Below are 20,211 nucleotides of genomic sequence, written 5' to 3'. Positions count from 1 at the left end.
TGGAGGTTTCACAATGTCTCATGCCTTGAATAAACGAACTGATGACGATCAACCCGAGTTGTATATCCAAAATGTGACCCCACCCATCAAGGAGGACGAAGCGGCAACCAGGTCTGATGGAGGCCTCGGCCTGAGGCATGTGGAGCATGACCTGAGGCCGATGCTCTTCCCTGCCCGTCAGCTTGCCCTCGACACAGAAATATTTTTGTACTGGAACAGCCCTGCCCCTGCAGATTACCTGGTTATCAACCCCGCCAACGTGGGGGACTGGGTGCATACCCTGAGGATGGCCAAGGAAAGCATCCTGCCGGATTGGGCCAACGTATATTGCACCGTTGAAGAACCCGACACAGACCGGGTTGAGTCCAACCGCTACAAGCTTCGGGTCAAGCTGACCCGCCCCGGTGAGCGGGACCCGGACCCCGATACTGAGGGCCACCAAGGCTTGGTATTTTTCCTCCCCGAGGACGTCGCAGGGGGTGCGGTAGTGAACCGTGACAGGGCAAGGCACGGGATCATCCTTGATGTCCAGCCATACGAAAACATGGCTGAGTTTGATACCTGCACTATCGTTTGGGGCTCAGAGGTTTTCAAGCAGGTGGTCAGGCCCCAGGACGTCGGCAGAGGGTTCTCGATCACCGTTCCGGAAGAGGTGGTGCTGGATGCAGGCAGCAATCCCTATACACCAGTCGCACTGCAAGTCGTCGACGCCGTCGGCAATTATCCGGCGCCTAATATGGACCCTGAGTCAGATGTGAATTGGTCCGCAATACAATGGGTGCACGTCGACCTCGGCACGAAGCCGCTCGAGGCGCCTTTTCTTGAGCAGCCTGGGGAAGTTGTCGACTTGCAGCGGCTGGGTGGCAGCCCGCAAAAGATCGAGCTGTTCCTGGATCCAGATGTATTCGGTAAAGGCGACCGAGTACGGCTCAACTGGGACGGGCGAGACGCACAAGGCGCCTCCGTTCCCTACCACGACGAAAAAACTGTCGAGCGTACCAACAGTTTTCTGGCTTTCGACGTTCCGAATGAACGGGTTAACGCGCTGGGTGGCGGTGTGTCGATATTGTCCTGCGACCTCTACAAAGCGGATACCGATGAAGCGCTTGTGTCAAAGAAAACCCGAATAAGCGTACGCGGTGCAGCCAGCCCATGGCAGGCGCCGCGCGTTATGGAAGCAACCGGTGGCCGTCTGGACCCGAATACGCCCCGAGCAACCGTGGTGTTTACCGCGCCGGATGGCTGGGATGCGCCAGTCAAGGTGCGCTTGACCTGGGAAGGAGGCGCGACGACGTACACCCAGGAAGACACGTTGGTAGTGATCGCGGAAGATCGCAGCTTCGCCTTCACGGTCGACGGCGAACACCTCAAGCGTTTCGATACACAACTCACCGAGGTGTATTACGAACGTGCCGACCAGGCCCCCAGCCGTGAGTCCCAACGCCTGCAATTACAGGTGGGTGAGCCCGTCAGCGTTCTGCCCCAGGCACGGGTTGAGATTTCGAATGCCAGGCACCAGGTGACGGTCATCGTGCCGTTCACCGAGACCGCACCCGGGGACACCGTGACCTTGCAATGGATTGCCAGCCAGTCGAGAACCACCGTACCCAGCACACTGAACACAGACACGGCCGGCCAGGCGCTGCGCATCCCAATATCAGTGGATGACCTTCAAATGGGCGAAATCGTGAAGATGTATTACAGCCTCGATCGAAACGGACAGCTCCCCCGTTACTCGAAGCTGCAGGTGTGGGAAATGGGGTAATACGGTTTATGCAGTTCGCTCGCGATATTCCCGGGGAGAACAGGCCATCACACGCTTGAAAGCATTGCTGAAGGCGCTGTCTGACTGATAACCCAGGGACTGGCCGATCGTGGACACGCTGTTGTCGCTGGCCTTCAAGGCCTGCACTGCCAGGTGCATGCGCCATCGGGTCAGGTATTCCTGTGGCGCCAACCCCACCCGTTTTTTGAAGTGCAAGGCAAAGGTGGAGCGGGATTGGCTCGCAAGCCCGGCCATTTCACTCAACGTCCAGCGCCGGGCTGGTGCTGCGTGAATTTCCCGCAGCACCGGCGCCAACCTTGGGTCGTTTAACGCTCCCAACCAGCCCGTGGTATGCGCGCCTATGGAAGATTGATAAAGCCGCAGGATCTGCACCAACATCATTTGCGCCAAATGCTCGGTCATCAGCGCCGCGCCCTGTAACGGACTCGCGTATTCCCTGGCTAGGCGGTCCAGGCACCAGCGCAATACGGCAGCCTGTTCGGAGTTGGCGCTTACCCGCAGCACCGGCGGCAGGCTATCCAGCAACAGTCGGGCGTCGTCCCCGTAGATAAATCGTCCGCCGATCAAGAACAGATCCACCGTGGCACCCACCGTGGCGATGCCTCCCACCGCATCGGCATACACCTCACGTGCATCGAGCCCTTCAGGGGACAGATTGCTGGACAGCCTCCACGGGCGTGACTGGGTCAACAGGAAACAATCTCCCTCATACAAGCGTATCGGTACTGCCAGCCCTTCCACTTCCAGCCAGCAACTGCCCTCCACCACCGCGTTGAACTTGATGCCATCCGGCGCCGCAAAGTTAATGGCCCAGGTGCCTCCAGCCTTCAGGCCGGCGAAGGTCGATCGATGGCTTTTTAACAGTGCCAGCACATCGGAAAGGGTATCCATAAAAAAGCTCCGGACGATCGCGACAGAAACACAGACTCTAGGGCATTCCGCGTCCGGGCTCCAGCGAGAGACTCTAGGCCTCCCATAAGGAGATCTTTCATGGCTGACAAACAAACCCCAATTGGCAGCGGCTTCGATGCCGGCACTACCGCCCAGCAAGCCTTGGCGGGCAGCGACTTGCGAGGCAAGACGGTGATTGTCACCGGTGGCTACTCCGGCATTGGCCTGGAAACGGTGCGCGTGTTGGTCGACGCGGGTGCGCAGGTGATCGTTCCCGCGCGGGATCCTGAAAAGGCCGAACGCAACCTCTCGGGCATCATCGGTGTTGAACACGCCAGCCTGGATTTACTCGACCCGATTTCCATCGACCGTTTTGCCGAAAACTTCCTCGCCAGCGGCCGGGCATTGAACCTTCTGATCAATAGCGCCGGAATCATGGCAACACCACTGCAACGGGATGCGCGAGGTCTCGAAGCGCAGTTCGCCACCAACCACCTGGGCCACTTCCAGCTAACCGCCCGGTTGTGGCCGGCGCTGCGTGAGGCTAATGGCGCACGCGTGGTTTCGGTATCGTCCCTCGGCCATCGTCTCAGCCCCGTGCATTTCGATGACCCGCAATTTGAACACCGCCCCTATGACAAGTGGCTCGCTTACGGCCAATCAAAAACCGCCAATGCACTGTTCGCGGTAGCACTGGACCGACGAGGTAAAGCCGAGGGGGTGCGCGCATTTTCCGTGCACCCGGGAGAAATCCTCACCGACTTGATCCGTTACCTGAACAAGGACGACCTGGCATTCGTCGGCGCACTGGATGAGCACGGCAATATCCGCCGCGCCAGTCACTACAAGAGCCCCGAGCAAGGCGCCGCGACGTCGGTGTGGGCCGCTGTCAGCCCGCAACTGGAGGGCATGGGCGGACTCTACTGCGAAGATTGCGATGTGGCCGCTTGGTCGCAGGATGACACCAGCCGTAACGGCGTATGGCCCTGGGCTGTCGACCCGGAGCAGGCCGAACGCTTATGGGCACTGAGTCAGCAGTTGTGCAATGTCACGTTGTAGTCCGGGACCCCAGCGTTCATATTTGGCAGTCATGCACTGCCAATGAGCGACCTGAACCATGCAGCCTCCTGCCAGATACCTCGTGCCCCTTGCCGCCTCCCTTTGCGCCACCCTCGCCTGCGCCGACAGCCACGACCCGCTGCTCGCCAAGCGCGTGGATGCGGTGGTCGACAGCGCCATTGCCGACAATCGCCTGGTGGGCACCGTGGTGCTGGTGCTGCGGGACGGGCAGCTGGTTTATCACCGTGCTGCCGGCCTGGCGGACCGCGAAGCCGGGCGCCCGATGACAGAGGACACGATCTTTCGCCTGGCATCGGTGACCAAACCGCTGGTCTCCGCCGCCGCGATGCACCTGGTGGAACAAGGTCGCTTGGGCCTGGACGATCCGGTCAGCCGCTGGCTTCCCGACTTCAATCCCAAGCTGGCGGATGGCACTACCCCGGTGATCACCGTCAGCCAGTTGCTTAACCACACCGCTGGCCTGAGCTATGGATTCCTGGAAAGTACACGAGGCCCCTACCGTACCGCCGGGGTTTCCGATGGTTTGGGCGAGCCCGAGATCAGCTTTGCCGAGAATCTGAAGCGCATCGCCAGCGTGCCCCTGAGTTACCCACCGGGCAAGGGCTGGCAGTACTCGATGGCCACCGATGTGCTGGGCGCGGTACTGGAAAAGGCGTCAGGCCAGAGCCTGCCGGTATTGGTCCGCGAGTCAGTGACCGGACCGCTCGGGCTAATCGATACCGAGTTTTCGGTGACGGATATCAAACGCCTCTCTGCGGCGTATCAGGACGGATCACCGCAGCCGCTGCGCATGGTCGACAAGGCCACCATCACCTCGGGCAACAGCACTGCGCTGTTTGATGTGCGGCGAATTCTCGATCCGCATGCCTACCCTTCCGGCGGCGCCGGCATGGCCGGGACGGCAGGTGATGTTGCGCGGTTCCTGGAAACCATTCGCCAGGGCGGCGCACCGATACTGTCTGCACAAAGCGTGCAGTTGATGGTCACCGATCACGTCGGCGCCAAGGTGCAAACCCAGGACCCGGGTTGGGGCTTCGGTTATGGCTGGGCCGTGCTGAATGACCCCGCGCTGACCGGCACACCGCAATCCCGGGGCACCTTCGAATGGGGCGGCGCCTACGGTCACAGCTGGTTCGTCGACCCGCTGCAAAAGCTCACGGTGGTTGCACTGACCAATACGGCTTATGAAGGCATGTCCGGTCTGTTCACCCACCAACTGCGGGATGCGGTGTATCCGCCGCAGTGATCGACCACCAGCGCGGCAATAGCTGCCGCACCCGTGCCTCGCCAAAACGGTCATCAATCAGCATCACCACGCCCCGGTCCTGCTGGCTGCGAATCACCCGCCCCGCGGCCTGCACCACCTTCTGGATGCCAGGGTACAAGTAGGTGTAGTCGTAACCGGCACCGAAAATCGCGCCCATCCGCAGTTTGAGCTGCTCATTCACCGGGTTCAGTTGCGCCAGGCCCAGGGTGGCGATAAACGCGCCGATCAGCCGGCTTCCCGGCAGGTCGATGCCTTCACCGAATGCGCCGCCCAGCACGGCAAAACCGATGCCCTGGCTGTGCTGGGTGAACTGCTCGAGAAACGCCTGTCGTTCGGCCTCGGCCATGCCCCTGGACTGTTGCCACAGCGGAATATGCGGGTGTCGCTCAGCGAGCAATTGCGCCACTTGCTGCAAGTAATCGAAGCTGCTGAAGAACGCCAGGTAGTTGCCCGGCTGCTGCGCAAACTGCGCAGCGATCAGCTCGACGATAGGTTCCAGGGACGCTTGGCGATGGACAAACCGGGTGGAGATCCGGTCGACGATATGCACCTGCAACTGCTCGGCCTTGAACGGCGATTCCACATCGACCCACGCGGTGTCGGGCGGCATTCCCAGTAAGTCCGCGTAGTAATGCCGTGGGCTTAAGGTCGCGGAAAACAGCACGCTGCTGCGGGCCGCCGTTAGCCGGGGCCGAATGAATTCGGCAGGCACCACGTTGCGCAGGCACAGGTTCGATGCGCTGCGTTTGCCACTGAGCTCGCGTTTGCTGATGTCGAAGATGAAGTGTTCGTTGAACAGCTCGGCGACCTTGGCAAACTGCAAGGCCTCGAAATAAAACGCTTGCAGCTCACCATTGAGCGCTTCGGGATGTTCGTTGAAATATTCGCCCATGGCGCTGGTGCACAGGCTCAGCGCGTGCAGCAGTTTGTCGGGCTTTTGCGCGTACGCCTGATACGGCGCGACTTGTTCCTTGTGCAGGGCGTTCCACTCACGATTCAGGCGTTGCAGGGACTTTTTCAGCGGCTCGGGCGCAATCTCCCGCAGGGTCTTGAGGGTGTACTGGTCGAGGGCCGCGCTGTACATCGAACGGCCGCGCTCCACCAGGTTATGGGCTTCGTCCACCAGCACCGCGACCCGCCACTGGTTGAGCTGCGCCAGGCCGAACAGCATCGCACCAAAATCAAAGTAATAGTTGTAGTCGGCGACCACCACGTCGGTCCAGCGCGCCATTTCCTGGCTCAGGTAATAGGGGCAGACGTCATGGGCCAGGGCGACTTCCCGCAGGTTGCGCTGGTCGAGCAGGCGCACCCTGGATGCGGCTTCACGGGCAGCCGGCAAGCGGTCATAAAAACCCTTGGCCAGTGGGCACGAGTCGCCGTGACAGGCTTTGTCGAGATGCTCACAGGCCTTGTCCCGCGCCACCAGTTCCAGCACCCGCAGCGGCAAATCCGGGCTGCTGTCGTACAGCACTTGCGCGGCGTCCAGCGCCAGCTTGCGACCCGGGGTCTTGGCCGTGAGGAAGAACACCTTGTCCAGTTGCTGGGGCGCCAGGGCCTTGAGCATCGGGAAAATCGTGCCAACGGTCTTGCCGATACCGGTGGGCGCCTGGGCCATCAGGCAGCGGCCGGTGCTGACGGCCTTGTAGACGGTTTCCGCGAGGGAACGCTGGCCGGGGCGAAACGCTGCATGAGGAAAGCCCAGGGCCGTTGCCGCCGCGTTGCGGGCTTCGCGCTGGTGCATTTCCTGTTCGGCCCAGCCGAGGAACAGTGCGCATTGCTGGTTGAAGAAATCCTGCAGCTCAGCAGCCTGAAAGCGTTGGCTAAGCAGCGTTTCGTGCTCGCCAACAATGTCGAAATACACCAGCGCCAGGACAATCTCCGACAACCCGAGTTTCTGGCACATCAACCAGCCGTAGACCTTGACCTGGGCCCAGTGCAGTTGCCGATGGTTGGCCGGCTGCTTGTCGAGGTCGCCACGATAGGTTTTCACCTCCTCCAGCTGGTTGCGGTCCGGGTCGTAGCCATCCGCCCTGCCCCGCACTTTCAACTGCTGGTATTCACCTTCCAGCGCGACTTCATTCTGGTAGTGGGCGCTGCGCCGTGAAGCCACCGTGCGGTGGCCGACGATCCCTTCCTGGGCGCTGGGAGACGGGGTAAAACGCAGGTCGAGGTCGCCGACCTTGGCGGTGAATTCACACAACGCACGCACCGCGACGCTGTAGCTCAAGCCGCCTGCTCCGTCCAGCGCACATAACACACGGTCACGGGCATCTGGTGTTCGCCGCAGAACTCCAGCCAGCGCAGCTGGTTGTCTTGCAGGCGATCGCCGGGGCCTTTGACTTCGATCATGCGGTAGGTTTTTTCCTCAGGCCAGAACTGGATCAGGTCGGGCATGCCGGCGCGGTTGGCGCGGATATCCAGCAACAAGCGCTCGAACCAATGGCGCAGGTGTGCGGCGGGAAGGCAGTCGAGGGCCTGGTCGAGCAGTTCTTCGCTGAGTACGTTCCAGAACACGAAGGGCGACTGAATGCCCCATTTGTCCACGTACCGCTGGCGGATGGTGCGCTTGTAGCGCTCATCGCCCAGTTGAGCCAGGCACTCGGCAAACAGCTCGGCGCGCCGCTGATGGAAGTCTTCGCTGTGCAAGTCCACGGGACCGCGCTGGAACGGGTGGAAAAACGACCCCGGCAACGGCGCGAAAATCGCCGGCCAGCACAGCAGTCCAAACAACGAATTGATCAGGGTGTTCTCGACGTAATGCACCGGCGCACCGTGGTCGCTCAAGTGGGCCTGCACGCAATACTCCACCGACATCAGCGGGTCCGGGGCCGGCAGCTCAAGGTCCAGGCGCACGATAGCCCGGGGTTTTACCTTGGGCATCGCCGGCTCGCCAAGTTTGCGCCGCAGCCTGGGTATCACACGCAACAGGTGCTGCTGCTCGGCTGCGCTCTCCGGAGCCAGCTGTGCTTCACGGGCCAGGCGCATCGCCTGGGCGAAGTTTTCCTGGCGCTCCAGCACCCGGATCAGGCGTGCGCGTGCGCCGGGATAGGTGCAGCCTCGGTAGATCGCCTCGGCAATGGCAAGCTCGGCGCTGCGCTCGCAGTACTGGCCCACTTGGAACAATAGCTTGGCCCGACGTTTTTCCAGCCAGGGGTTATCGGTGTGCAGAGTAGCGATTTGTTCCAGCACGGCATCCAGTGCCTCGCCCGCTTCAAAAGCCTGTTGGCACTGGTGCAGAAACAGAAAGCCGTGCACGTCGTCACGGCTGCGCAATCCACGGGATTCGGCGCAGAACTCGACCTTTTCGTAAGTAAAAATCCCCAGGTCCGCCAGCACAAACTCCGACCAGTCCTGATAGAGATTGCCGAAGAACATCAGCCGCATGCGGTCGCACAGGTCCATCACGGTGAGGCTGTAAAGCTGATCGGCCAGGTCCGGGCACCAGTGCTGGAAGTGACGCGGTTCACAAAACTGCGTTGACAGCGACTCCAGCCAATCTGCCTTTTTGGCCCTGGGTTGCTCGATCCAGGGTTTGAACACCGCAAGGATTTCCGCTTTCTGCAACAGGCCAAACAGCTCGCCGAACGACAACAGGCATTGATCCGTCACCCAACCCTGTTCCAGCAACGGCAGCACCGCCTCGTGCACCGCGCCGATTTCGACATAATTGAGCTTGCCTGCCCGGAAATGCGCGCCCTTGCGCATCACCATGCGCACCAGCAAGGCCTGGGACGACTGCGGCAAGCTGTCAAATTGCTGAATGAAATGCTCTTCGTCCGGGGCCAGTAAATCGGCATACCGCTGCCCCAGCCAATCGAGTACTTGGCGGAAGTTATGCAGGTAATAGAGCGGGTCTTCAAGGGGATTGGACATGTCAGGCACGGGATCAAACACTGGTTATGCATACAGAGTGCCGTCCCTGGCCGGCTGTTGCAATCAGTAATAGATCAAAGGCACACGCAACTTTTTGCGTAATAATGATCAGATGGCTGTCAGCCACATAAAATATGTTTCCCCCGACCGCTCAGGCGCGGGGTTTTCGAAGGATCAAGGTAAGGGTTATGAGCATGAAGAATTTGGGTCTGGCGGTGGGTATGTTCACGTTGCTGGCATTGGCCGGTTGCTCCACACAGACCGTGGTGACCTTGCAGAACGGTACCCAATATTTGACCAAGGACGTGCCCAACGCGAAAACGGCCGATGGTTTCTACGAATTCACCGACATCGCCGGCAAGCGTATTCGCGTCAAGGCCGATGACGTCGCGACCGTTATGAAGGAGAAATAAAAAGTGGGAGCCAATTGGCTCCCACCTTTCTTTGCAATGCACTGCCCTGTGGGAGCCGGGCTTGCCCGCGATGCAGGCAACTCGGTCTGCCAGGTACACTGTAGCGATCCCATCGCAGCCTCGCCAAGGCTCGACAGCTCCCACAGAAGCAGCGCTACTCAGCTGATGGAAATGCCATCGCCCCCAACCCCGGCTAATCCAACTCCGACCAGCGTCACTGAATCCGCGCCAAAGCTCAGCACCGTATCGCCCCCCACCACCTTGGCATGGTCACGCCAGTCCGCACTGCCCTCCACGTCCCTGAACACCAGCTTGTCGGTGGACTGGTAACCGATCACCCGGTCCTGCCCAAACTGCCCGCCGAACAGAAAGGTGTTATGCCCGCTGTTGTCGCGGATCGTGTCATTGCCCTTGCCGCCTTCAATAAAGTCCACACCCTTGCCGCCCTGGATCAGGTCATTACCGTCGCTGCCAATGATGAACGTGTTGCCCTTGTGGGGCTCGGCGTTGCGGTTGAGGTCCTGCACCCAGGTATTGGCCCGTGCCGGGTCCGACAGGTTGGCCACGATAATCGTCGAGTCCCGGCTGGTCAGGTCGTAGAACTTTGAGTCCAGCACTCGGGTCAAGCCATCACCATAGCCAGTGGGCAAATGAGAAATCCAGGTGGGCAGGTTGACGATGGAAAACGGCAGGACATTCCACAGTGTCGACGCGTAGTGATCGTTGAAGCTGACGATATTGTCGGTGGTCGACTCATGAGGCTTGTCATGCACGCCCAGGGACGAGAAGTTGAACGACGACCCGTCCAGCGCGCGAAACACCGGGTCATTCTCATAACCGATGTTCAACACCTTGTCGCCGCTGCTCTGGGTTGGCGAGGCATACGCCACATAGTTGGAGTCCTTGTAGAACCCCGACCATTTATTACCGCTCAAATCCGCCATGCTGTTGACCGCCAGGCCGCCCAGGCTATGGCCGCTGACCACCACGTCCTTGCCCGTCAACCCATGACTGTCGGCATACGCCGCGACATCCTTGAGCAAGGTGCCAAAGGCTTCGCCCGCGTAGTTTTTCGCATAATCCTTGGGCCCCAGCGCTGCCAGCAAATCACTGACCAAATCGCCAATGGAGTCGCTGATCAAGGTTTCCCGAGGCCCCGAAGTCCCGCGAAAACCAATGCCTATTTCCAGCAGTTTGCCGTCGCCATCGTACTTGCCCAGCACCTCCACCTGCGCGGTGGTGTAGCCGGCCTTTTCACCGAAGAACGTGCCCCGGGCATCCACCTTGCCGCCATAGCCCAGGGTACTGGCGCTGATGGGCGTCCAGCCGGCCTTGTTGACCGCTTCGAGGGCCGCCTTTTCCGAGTCCGGGTTCCAGGGAATACCCGGAATTACCCCTTGGGAATCTGTACTGCCCAGCAGCGCCCCCACCAGGGTTGCCGGCAGCCCCAGGCCAAAACCGTTGTGCTGATACCCCACGGCAAAGCCGTTATCCAGATTGTGATAAGAGTACAAGGTGATCGCCATGGCATCGGCGAACAACGCTTTGGAGCCCTCGGTCCCGAGGTTTTTATAGTCGAAAACACCCATGGTATTGCCTCTCTTTTGTTGGAATTGTCGAGAAAGCCAAATCTGCACAAATGGACGATTGGAACCGGATCAATGTGGGAGCGGGCTTGCTCGCGAAAGCGGTGGTTCAGTCAACCCATCCACCGACTGGCACACCGCCTTCGCGAGCAAGCCCGCTCCCACATTTCGAACTGCAGTGTTTAGAAAACCCAGTCCAGGCTCAAACCCACCCCATGGACCTTCTCCTTGCTGGCCAGCAGGCCGTTGTAATCCAGGTTCACCTTCGCATCCTTGCTCAGCGCCAGACTCACCCGCGCGCCCACCAATGCCGCATCACGCACCATCGACGAACTCTCCACCGAGAACGACGTACCGCCCGACGCAAACGCCAGGTGCCGCTCGGAATCGACGCTGCTCAGGTTGTGCTGCCAGCCCAGGGTGCCGGAAAGCTCCAGTTGCTGATGGTCGTTGATATTCAAGGTTTTCAGCGCTCGAGCACCCAGGGTACTCAACACAACATCGCGGCTGTCATCCCGGCCCTTCAAGGCCGCCGCATCGCCCTTCTCGGTAAACCCATCGGCGTCCAGATGCACATACGCCAGGTTGGCGAACGGTTCCAGGGCCAGGGGTTGCAGGTTCAAGCGATAGGCCGCTTCGGTAAACACCTGGGTGCTGCGGGCATCCACCTTGGCTTTCTGTTTGCCAGCGACTTCACCGTATTGCAGCTCGCGTTTCACATCGGCGCGGTGCCAGCTGTAGGTCGCCCCGCCGCTCAAACGCAAGGCACCGATCTCGTGCCCGGCATAGGCACCCAAGTGATAGCTGTCTACCGACGCCCGGGAATGGGTGTCGCTGCCCATGTTCAGTGACGTGTCGCTGTACCCCGCTACCAGGCCCACACGAGTGTCGTCATCCAGCGCGCCGTCCACACCCGCCAGCATGCCGCCGATGGAGGTGGTGTAGCCCGCCGTATCACTGCCGCTGTTGGTCTTGCCCCAGGCGCCCAGCGCCTTGACCCAGACGTTGCCACGGCTGTCGACGGTCTGGCTCGATGCGCCCATTTCCCCTTGCTGCAAACGCTCGCCCACGGCTTCGCGCAGGTAGCGGTTGTCATTGACCAATGCGGTTTCCAGCGCCGGGTAGATTTCCCCGGACAACTGCTGGAACGCACCTTGGGCCGAGGCCGCATTCGGCGCCAGCAACAGGCTTTCATAGACGGCGTTGCCCGCACCCAATTGCTCGGCGGCGGCTGCCACCGAACGTTGGTTCGGGGTGGCGGCCACACTGGCAAAGGTGTTGGCGTTGCGCCCCACATCCAGTTGCACGCCGTTGACGGCGTAGTTCAAGGTGCCGCCGATAAACAGGTAGTTAGGCAGTACCGAACCGAAGCTGCCGGTGATTCCGCCTGCGGCCTGCAGGATGTTGTATTGGCGACCGATCAGGCTTTCGGCCTGGGTCTGGGTCAGCAGGGTCGGGCTGTTTTCCAGGGCCAGGGTCACCGTGCCGCCGCTGAGGGTGGCCTTGCCACCGGCGACGATGCGGTCACTGCTGGTTTCCGACAGCTCCACCGCGTAGGTGGAGCCCGCCGCAAAGCTCACATCGCCGGCCACGTTCAGCGTGCCGATGGAGTTACCCGGCGCCACGGTACCGCCGCTGTTCGCCGTCAGCGAACCAATGCGTCCGGAACCGCCCACTACACCGCTGTTGCTGACGGTGACGTCGGAGGTGATCGAGCCATTGATTGCCAGCAACCCCTGGTTGACCAGGGTCGGGCCACTGTAGGTGTTGGTGCCGGTCAGCACCAATGCACCAATCCCCTGCTTGGTCAGGCCGCCGTGCCCGGAGATGTCGTTGCTCCATACATCCAGGCCGCAATGCACGTCGGTGCAAATGCGCTGGGTCGGTTTGCCGGCATCCACCACGGCGCCAATCCCTGGCAGGTCGGCGACGAATTGACCGGAGCCGTAGGCACCGTCGATACGAAACTCGGCCGGGATATCCTCAGCCGTCACAAACATCCCCGGGCCGTTGATGGCCTTGCCCAGGTTGATCATGCCCCAGCCGTACAGCGAGTCGATGCCCGGTGCGCCGAGGTCGGTCGCGGTGGTTTTCAGCAGCGTGGAAATCTGGTCGCCACTCATGTACGCAAAGCGCTCCATCAACACCGCTGCACTGCCGGCCACATGGGGTGCGGCCATGGAGGTGCCGTTGAAGTTGGCGTAGTCGGTGGTCAGGTTTTCCAGGGTGGTGCCGTTGATCACCGAGCTGTAGATCTTGGTGCCGGGCGCCGCCACGCAAAAGCTGGCGGCATAACCGCAACGTGAAGAGAAGGTGCTGATCACGTACGGATCGGAACTGGCGGTGTCGGGGTTCTGTTGCAACGCCGCCACCGACAGCCAGTTGGGCGCGATCTCCGGCACGAAGTACGCCAGGCCCGAGATCGCATCCGGGTTGTTGCGGTTGTAGTCGTTGCCGGCGGCAAAGATCGTCAGCACGCCGCTGCGGGCCGCATCGATGGCGCCTTGGTAAGCGCCACCGGCGATGGTGCCAAGGATCGGCCGGATGTTATTGAACTGGGCCTGCGCCTCATTGACCGTGAAGTTGGGGAACGCCGGATCGCGCCCGCCCTTGGCGTACTGGTCACCGATACCGATGCCCCAGCTGTTGTTGATGATGCGTGCACCGCTGGCCACCAAGGCATCCCAACCGGCTTTGTAGACCGCGCCGTCATTGCCCAGGATGATCCCGTCTTCGGGGCCCGGGTCGCCGTTTTCGGCGCTGATGATCTGCGCATCGAACGCCACGCCATGCATCGGCCCGCCGTCGCGGTTACCGGCGGCAATCCCGCCCACGTGGGTGCCGTGATTGCCGAGTTTGCCGTTGGAGCCCAGGGAGGGCGTGCCGTCATAGCGAAACGCATCCCCGGCCTTCACCGGGATGTACGGGTCGGTGTATTGGCGAATGCCTTCGGTCACGATCGTGACCACTTTGCCGGGGCTGGCGAATTCCGGATGCTGGGCATACACCGGCTGATCGAAGATCCCCAGCTTGACGCCCTTGCCGGTGTAGCCGGCGGCGTATGCGGCGTCTGCATGCACGGCGCCCAGGCCCCAATCGGCCTTGAACTCATTGCTGCGCCAGCTGGCAGCATCCCCCAGTTTTCCGCTTTCCACGTAGGGTGCGGCCTGGGCGGTACCCAAGCTGGCCAGGCAACACAGCAACGCGCCATATGGCACGCAGCTCAAGGCCTTGAGCGGGTAGCCCGGGCCTGTTGGGATGGCGGATTGAAACCCTCGTTTTGTTTTTTTCACGGTGGACTTCCTTGTAGGAGCGAGCTTGCTCGCGATGGTCGTTAACGATGACTCGGGCTTTCTGGATAAATGCGGTGCCTTCACGTTTTTCGCGAGCAAGCTCGCTCCTACATGAAGAGGGCACCGTTTAGAACTGCCAGTCCAGGCTCAACCCCACGCCCTGGACTTTTTCCCGGCCAGCCAATTGGCCCGTGTAGTCGAGGTTGACCCGTGTGCTTTTGCTCAACGCCAGGCTGGCCTGTACACCCACCAGTGCCGCGTCGCGCATCAATGGCGAGCTTTGCACCGCGAACGACGGCCCACCGGCGACAAACGCCAGGTGCTCTTCGGATTCAACGGCACTCAGGCTGTGCTGCCAGCCCAACGAGCCGGAAACGTCCAGTTGCTGGCGGTCATTGAGAGGGAAGGTTTTCGATGCCCGAAGGCCCAGGGTGCTCAGCACTGCATCGCGGCTGTCACTGCCACGCTGAAGTGCAGTGGCGTCGCCTTTCTCGTGAAAGCGTTCGTTGTCCAGGTGCACGTAAGCCAGGTTGGCGAACGGCTCCAACGCCATCGATTGCAGGCTTAAACGGTAGGCCGCTTCGGTAAATACCTGGGCACTGCGCGCATCCAGTTTGGTCTTCTGCTTGCCGCTGACTTCGCCGTACTGCAAGTCACGTTTCACGTCGCCGCGATGCCAGCTGTACGCGCCGCCGACGCTCAAGCGCCAGTTGCCCAGCTCGCGCCCGGCATAGGCGCCGAGGTGGTAGCTGTCGATGGACGCCGAGGAGTGAGTGCCGCTGCCCATGTTCAGTGAGCTGTCGCTGTAACCGGCCACCAGACCGGCGCGGGTCTGCTCATCCAGCGCACCGTCGACACCCGCCAGCATGCCGCCCAGTGAGGTGGTGTAGCCCGCCGTTTCGCTGCGGCTGTCGGTCTTGCCCCAGCTGCCGAGCGCCTTGACCCACACATTGCTTTCACCCGCGACCGGCGTATGGCGCAGGCGCTCGCCGACGGCATCACGTAGTTGGCGACTATCGTTGATCAGCATCGTGTCGATGGCCGGATAGATTTCTCCCGACAGTTGCTGGAAGCCTTGTTGCGCACTGGCCACGGAGTCTGAACGCAGGATGCTTTCGTACACCGGGTTGCCCGCGCCCAACTGCTCGGCGGCCGCCGCCACCGAGCGCTGGTTACGGGTGGCGCCGACACTGGCGAAACTCGCATCACTGCGGGCAATGTCCAGCTGCACGCCGTTGGCGGCATAGTCGAGGGTGCCGCCGAGGAACAGGTAGTTGGGCAACACCGCACCGAACTGCCCCTGGATCCCGCCCGCCGCCTGGAGGATGTTGTACTGACGCCCCAGCAGGCTCTCGGCCTGTTGCTGGCTGAGCAACGTCGGGCTGTTTTCCAGGGCCAGGGTCACGGTACCGCCGCCGAGGATTGCCTTGCCGGTGGCGACAATCTGGTCGCTGCGGGTGGGGGTGAGTTCGACCGCATAGGTGGAACCGGCAGCGAGGTTCACGTCCCCGGCCACCTGCAAGATGCCCACGGAATTGCCCGGCGCCACGGTGCCGCCGTTGTTCACCTGCAGCGCCGCGATGCGACCGGAACCGCCCAGTGTGCCGCTGTCATTGACCGTCACTGCCGACGTCAGTGAGCCATTCACCGCCAACCGACCGCCATTCACGGTGGTCGGGCCACGGTAGGTGTTGTCACCCGTGAGGATCAGGCTGCCCGCACCGGATTTGATCAGGCTGCCTTCGTAGATACGCTGGGCCGCCGCTGCCGCCCGGGCGGTGCCAACGGCATAGTCCGTCTGGTCCTGCTGGCTCGCGCCGGCGCCCACGCCGTTTTCCCAGCCCTTGTCGCGCAGGGTTTGCTGCCAGGCCAGGGTTTCGGCGCTGTCTTCGGCCTGACGCTGGATCAGCGCCTTGTCGGAGATCGCATTGCTCCACACATCGCCCTGCCCGGCCGCCATCGTGACATTCATCGGCCCGAGCAATTGCCCGGGCCCGTGCATCGCCCGGCCAAGGTCCGGCACGCCCCAACCGACCTGGGTGGTCGGTGCATCGGTGACCGCGCCATTGAGTTGAGTGGCCGTGGTCAACAGCACCTGCAAGGCCTGTTCGTTGTTCAGGTATGGGTAGCGTTCCATCACCAGCGCCAGTGCGCCCGTGGCATGGGGCGCCGACATCGAGGTGCCGGACTTTACGCCGTAGCCACCGTCGGGAATGGTGCTATTGATCAACGCCCCGGGGGTGGAAATGCACCAGTACTTGGCGATGCCACACTGGTTGTATTTCTGGTTATTCGCCTTGTCCAGGCCCGACACCGCCAGCCAGTCGCCCTCCAGTTCCGGCTGGAAATACGGCAAGGCCGAACGCACGCTGGCGTTGGCGTAGCCGCTATTACCGGCACTGAACACGTTGATCACCCCGGCCTTGGCCACCTCCGCAGCAGCATCCAGCCACGTATTCCGGTTGTAGTGCTGGGCATAGGCTGCATGCAGGTCGCCCAGGGTCTGGTAGCTGACGTCCTTGGGCTGGCTGCCCCAGCTGTTGTTGATCGCGCGCACGCCGGAATCCACCAGGGCGCTGTACACCGCCTTGAAGTACTTGGGATCCGGCGTGGGGCCAAACAGGAAGCTGTCATTGGCGTTGGTGTTACCGACGTAGATCTGCGCGTTGTACGCCACGCCGTGCATGCCCACGCCATCACGGGCCGCGCCCATGGTGCCGGTGACGTGGGTGCCGTGGGAGTCGTTGCTGGGGTTGAGCGCGCCGGTGGTGCTGAACGGGCTGCCGTCGACGTAGGTGCCGCTGGCGGTGACCGCGTGATAGCGGTCCTTGGAGGCTTCGGGATGGTTGGGGTCGAAACCCGAGTCGAGGGCGCCGATCTTCACGCCACTTCCGGTGATGCCGCTCGCATAGGCCTCGTTGGCTTTCATCCGGTCCAGGCCCCAGTCACTCTGGAACTCGGCGGAGCGCCAACTGGCGGGATCGCCCGCTTTGCCGGTTTCGATGTACTGCCCGTGGGCTGCCACTGACAGCAGCAGCAAGGAGCCTGCGGTGAAGGGTTTGAAGCGAGGTGAATCAGTGATCATGAAGAGTCCTTTTTCTTATTGTTGAAATACCAGTGGCGAGGGCAATTGCTGTGGCTTGGGAGCTAGCTGTGTCTTGAAAGCTACTGTGGCGAGGGAGCTTGCTCCCGCTGGGCTGCGTAGCGGCCCCAAGATCTTGGGAGCGCTGCGCACTCCAGCGGGAGCAAGCTCCCTCGCCACAGTAAGCTCCCCCCACCACAGCAAGCTCCTTAGCCCCACCATCAGCGGCTCATAGGGCCAAATGCCTCATCCACCTTGGCCAGGTCGGTGTCGCGCAAGTTGCCCGCGTAGTAATGCAATTTGGTCCAGGCCATCAGGTAGTCGTACCGCGCCTGGGCCAGGTCGCGACGAGTGCTGTACAGCTGCTGCTCGGCGTTCAGCGCATCGAGGTTGACCCGCTCGCCGCCGAGGATGCTTTGCTTGGTGGAGACCACCAGCGCTTCGGCCGAGGTCAGCGCCTTTTGGTAGGCGCGCAGTTTGCTCACCCCCGACAGGCAAGCGCTGAACTGGCGCCGCAGTTCGATCAGGGTTTCGCGGGTCTTGCCTTCCAGTTCGTACTCGGCCTGCTCCATGGCCCGGCTGGCCTGGCGGGTGGACGCCGAGACGCCGCCACCGGCATACAACGGCATGCTGACTTCGATGCCGATGGTGTTGGTGTCGTAGCGCTGGTTGTAGGTGTTGCCGCTGTCGGACTCCTGCTGGCGCGAGCTGGCATAGGCCGTGACCCGTGGCAGGTGCCCGGAGCGGTTGCGCTCCACTTCATAACGCGCCACTTCCACGGACTGGCGCTGCGAGGCCAGGTTGGGGTTGTTGGTCAGCGCGAGTTCGTGCCAGGTGTCGTAGTTGGCCGGGGTCAGGGTGAAGGCAGCAAATCCCGGATTCAGCGGCGCCAGGTCATTGATATTGACGCTCTGCACACCGATCAGCGCCCCCAGTTCTCGCAGCGAGGCGTCCTGTTCATCCAGCGCCTGGATTTCCTCGGCGGTAGCCAGCTCATAGCGCGATTCCGCTTCCAGAATGTCGGTGCGGGTGCCTTCGCCCTGCTGGAACAGATGCTGGTTCTGCTGGAACTGCTGCTCGTAGGCCTTTTTCTTGGCGCGGGCAATGTCGATCTGGTCCTGGGCAAACAACGCCTGGGTGTAATAGGTCAGCACCCGCACCAGCAGCGCCTGACTCTTGTCGCGAAAACTCTCGTCGGCAAACAGCGCCTGAGCCACGCCCTTGCGATAGTTGGCATAGGCTTCATAGTCGAACAAAGGCTGTTGCAGGGTGAAGGTGGAGCCGTAGCTGTTGTAGTTGCGGTCATCGTGATAATTACCGCCGCGCCCGTCGGGCAAGGTGGCCTGGGAGTTGTTGCGGCCCTTGTTGTAGTTGTACGACAGCTTGGGCAGCAGGCCGGCGCGGCCAATGGTGCGGTTTTCCAGGCCGGCATCGCGTTCCTTGATGGCGCCGAGGAATACCGGGTCGTTGCGCAGGGCCTGTTCGTAAACATCGAACGGCCCCATGGCAGCCTGGGCGCTGCTGCAGGCGAGTAACAAGGCGATGAACATCGGCTTCATGCTCATTCCTCGGTCAACGCCGAGCCGGCGCGGTCCAGCAGCGGCTTGAAGAGGTAGTTGAGCAAGGAGCGCTCGCCGGTGCGGATGAACATCTCGGCGGGCATCCCCGGCTTGATCACCAGGCCATGGAGTTTTTCCAGGGCGTTGCTGCTGACGACGGTGCGCAACACGTAGTACGGCATGCCGGTTTTTTCGTCGAGCATCTGGTCGGCGGAGATCAGGCTCACCTCCCCCGGCACCCGCGGCGTGCGGCTCTGGTTGAAGGCGGTGAAGAGGATGTCCACCGGCAAGTGGGCGCCGACCTTGTCCACCAGATGCACCGGCAAGCGCCCTTCCACTTCCAGGCGGGTGTCCTGGGGCACGATTTCCAACAGGGTTTCACCGGCACGCACCACAGCGCCTTCGGTGTGCACGCCCAGGTTGACCGCGATGCCATCGGCAGGCGCATTGATTTCGCTGTGCTGCAGGTCGAAACCAGCGGAAGTCAGTTGCTGCTCCAGGGTCAGGCTGCGCAGTTGCGCATCGGCCAATTGGCTGCGGACTTCCTTCTGATATTCCTCGCTGTGCTGCTGCAACTTGAGGCGCGATTCAAGGATGCCCTGCTCCACCCGGCCGCTTTCACCGGTGTTCTGCGCCAGGTCCTGCTGCACCTGGGACAGTTGGCGCTGGTACTCCATCAGCCGGTTGCGCGGGATGTAGCCGTTGTCGGCCAGGGGTTGCAGGTTGTTCAGTTGGTCACGCAGGGATTGCGCCTGGGCGGTCAGGTCGCTGCGGGCGCGGCGCATGCCGTTCAGCTGTGCGGTGGCGCCTTCGATACTCGCGCGAATCCCGGCCTGTTCCCGGGCAAAGGCTTCACGGCGGCTGCTGAACAGTTGGCGCTGGCCTTCAAGGACCAATGCCAGGGCTTGATCGGGGTTGGTGCTCAGCTCCGGCGGAAAGGTGATGGTTGACTGGTTGTCGCGCTCGCTCTGCCACCGCGCCACGCTGGCCCAGGCCATGCGGTATTGGGCTTGCAGGGAGTGCACGTCGGCCTGGTTCTGTGTCTGGTCAAGACGGAACAGCGGCTGGCCCTGCTTCACCGCCTCGCCTTCACGCACCAGAATCCGGCTGACCACGCCGGGGCTCAAGGTTTGCACGGCCTTGCGCTTGCCCGACACCACCACCGTGCCTTGTACCGGAATCCCTTGGTCCAGCGGTGCCAGGCTGGCCCACAGGAAAAACCCACCGGCGCCGACCACTGTCAGCAGCCAGCCCATGCGGGCAAAGAAGCGCGCGTCGTGTTCGGGGTGAGTCTGTTCGTAATCGCGGTTGATTTGAATGCTGCTGTCGCTGCTCATGCGCCTGATCCTTGCGGCTTGTTAAAAAACTGTAGGAGCGAGCT

12 protein-coding genes are annotated in these 20,211 nt (G+C 61.8%); 4 read left to right on the top strand and 8 right to left on the bottom strand.

Annotated features, from left to right (window positions below):
• The first annotated feature begins 13 nt into the window (after positions 1-13).
• The gene (locus tag HBJ59_RS17795) at positions 14-1,765 is read left to right on the top strand and encodes a hypothetical protein (protein WP_167664277.1); all 1,752 of its coding nucleotides are present in this window, start codon (positions 14-16) and stop codon (positions 1,763-1,765) included.
• A gap of 6 nt (positions 1,766-1,771) precedes the next feature.
• Here HBJ59_RS17795 and HBJ59_RS17790 read toward each other — a convergent pair whose 3' ends face one another.
• On the bottom strand, positions 1,772-2,677 hold the full coding sequence (locus HBJ59_RS17790; protein ID WP_167664276.1) for an AraC family transcriptional regulator: 906 nt from the start codon (positions 2,675-2,677) through the stop codon (positions 1,772-1,774).
• Positions 2,678-2,776: 99 nt separating this feature from the next.
• On the opposite strand from HBJ59_RS17790, the gene HBJ59_RS17785 reads away from it, so the two are divergent.
• Positions 2,777-3,736: an oxidoreductase gene (locus tag HBJ59_RS17785; protein WP_167664275.1), complete on the top strand. Its 960-nt coding sequence runs from the start codon at positions 2,777-2,779 to the stop codon at positions 3,734-3,736.
• A 58-nt stretch (positions 3,737-3,794) separates the two neighbouring features.
• Complete coding sequence (locus tag HBJ59_RS17780; RefSeq protein ID WP_167664274.1) at positions 3,795-5,003, top strand: serine hydrolase; 1,209 nt, start codon at positions 3,795-3,797, stop codon at positions 5,001-5,003.
• On the opposite strand, the gene HBJ59_RS17775 is transcribed toward HBJ59_RS17780, so the two are convergent.
• Together HBJ59_RS17775 and HBJ59_RS17770 are read right to left on the bottom strand one after the other, a co-directional pair.
• A complete protein-coding gene (locus HBJ59_RS17775; protein ID WP_167664273.1) occupies positions 4,963-7,251 on the bottom strand; it encodes an ATP-dependent DNA helicase in 2,289 nt (762 codons plus the stop codon). The two genes, HBJ59_RS17780 and HBJ59_RS17775, sit on opposite strands and share 41 nt — an antisense overlap.
• On the bottom strand, positions 7,248-8,897 hold the full coding sequence (locus tag HBJ59_RS17770) for a VRR-NUC domain-containing protein (RefSeq protein WP_167664272.1): 1,650 nt from the start codon (positions 8,895-8,897) through the stop codon (positions 7,248-7,250). The genes HBJ59_RS17775 and HBJ59_RS17770 overlap by 4 nt, the downstream gene beginning before the upstream one ends.
• A 188-nt stretch (positions 8,898-9,085) precedes the next feature.
• Here HBJ59_RS17770 and HBJ59_RS17765 point away from each other — a divergent pair, with 188 nt between their 5' ends.
• Positions 9,086-9,310: a YgdI/YgdR family lipoprotein gene (locus HBJ59_RS17765; protein WP_076013508.1), complete on the top strand. Its 225-nt coding sequence runs from the start codon at positions 9,086-9,088 to the stop codon at positions 9,308-9,310.
• 158 nt (positions 9,311-9,468) lie between these two features.
• On the opposite strand, the gene HBJ59_RS17760 is transcribed toward HBJ59_RS17765, so the two are convergent.
• The 5 genes from HBJ59_RS17760 to HBJ59_RS17740 all read right to left on the bottom strand — a co-directional run bounded on the left by HBJ59_RS17760 (position 9,469) and on the right by HBJ59_RS17740 (position 20,167).
• Complete coding sequence (locus tag HBJ59_RS17760; protein WP_167664271.1) at positions 9,469-10,899, bottom strand: lipase; 1,431 nt, start codon at positions 10,897-10,899, stop codon at positions 9,469-9,471.
• 179 nt (positions 10,900-11,078) lie between these two features.
• Positions 11,079-14,189, bottom strand: a complete 3,111-nt coding sequence (locus tag HBJ59_RS17755) for an autotransporter serine protease (RefSeq protein ID WP_167664270.1) — start codon at positions 14,187-14,189, stop codon at positions 11,079-11,081.
• Positions 14,190-14,316: 127 nt separating this feature from the next.
• Complete coding sequence (locus HBJ59_RS17750; protein WP_167664269.1) at positions 14,317-17,274, bottom strand: autotransporter serine protease; 2,958 nt, start codon at positions 17,272-17,274, stop codon at positions 14,317-14,319.
• A 218-nt stretch (positions 17,275-17,492) separates the two neighbouring features.
• Complete coding sequence (locus HBJ59_RS17745) at positions 17,493-18,830, bottom strand: TolC family outer membrane protein (RefSeq protein WP_076013512.1); 1,338 nt, start codon at positions 18,828-18,830, stop codon at positions 17,493-17,495.
• A 2-nt stretch (positions 18,831-18,832) separates the two neighbouring features.
• Positions 18,833-20,167 carry an HlyD family type I secretion periplasmic adaptor subunit gene (locus HBJ59_RS17740; RefSeq protein ID WP_167664268.1) on the bottom strand — a complete coding sequence of 445 codons (1,335 nt, stop codon included), beginning with the start codon at positions 20,165-20,167 and terminating at the stop codon, positions 18,833-18,835.
• Positions 20,168-20,211 lie beyond the last annotated feature (44 nt).

The organism is Pseudomonas sp. AN3A02, from assembly GCF_011765255.1.
Taxonomy (GTDB): Bacteria; Pseudomonadota; Gammaproteobacteria; order Pseudomonadales; family Pseudomonadaceae; genus Aquipseudomonas.
Note: the sequence above shows the minus strand (reverse complement) of the source record. Positions and strands in the feature narration are given on the sequence as shown.

Coding starts and splice junctions, on each gene's coding strand:
- HBJ59_RS17750 (WP_167664269.1), bottom strand. CDS start 17,274: ATGATCACTGATTCACCTCGCTTCAAACCCTTCACCGCAGGCTCCTTG.
- HBJ59_RS17745 (WP_076013512.1), bottom strand. CDS start 18,830: ATGAAGCCGATGTTCATCGCCTTGTTACTCGCCTGCAGCAGCGCCCAG.
- HBJ59_RS17760 (WP_167664271.1), bottom strand. CDS start 10,899: ATGGGTGTTTTCGACTATAAAAACCTCGGGACCGAGGGCTCCAAAGCG.
- HBJ59_RS17780 (WP_167664274.1), top strand. CDS start 3,795: ATGCAGCCTCCTGCCAGATACCTCGTGCCCCTTGCCGCCTCCCTTTGC.
- HBJ59_RS17765 (WP_076013508.1), top strand. CDS start 9,086: ATGAGCATGAAGAATTTGGGTCTGGCGGTGGGTATGTTCACGTTGCTG.
- HBJ59_RS17790 (WP_167664276.1), bottom strand. CDS start 2,677: ATGGATACCCTTTCCGATGTGCTGGCACTGTTAAAAAGCCATCGATCG.
- HBJ59_RS17770 (WP_167664272.1), bottom strand. CDS start 8,897: ATGTCCAATCCCCTTGAAGACCCGCTCTATTACCTGCATAACTTCCGC.
- HBJ59_RS17740 (WP_167664268.1), bottom strand. CDS start 20,167: ATGAGCAGCGACAGCAGCATTCAAATCAACCGCGATTACGAACAGACT.
- HBJ59_RS17795 (WP_167664277.1), top strand. CDS start 14: ATGTCTCATGCCTTGAATAAACGAACTGATGACGATCAACCCGAGTTG.
- HBJ59_RS17785 (WP_167664275.1), top strand. CDS start 2,777: ATGGCTGACAAACAAACCCCAATTGGCAGCGGCTTCGATGCCGGCACT.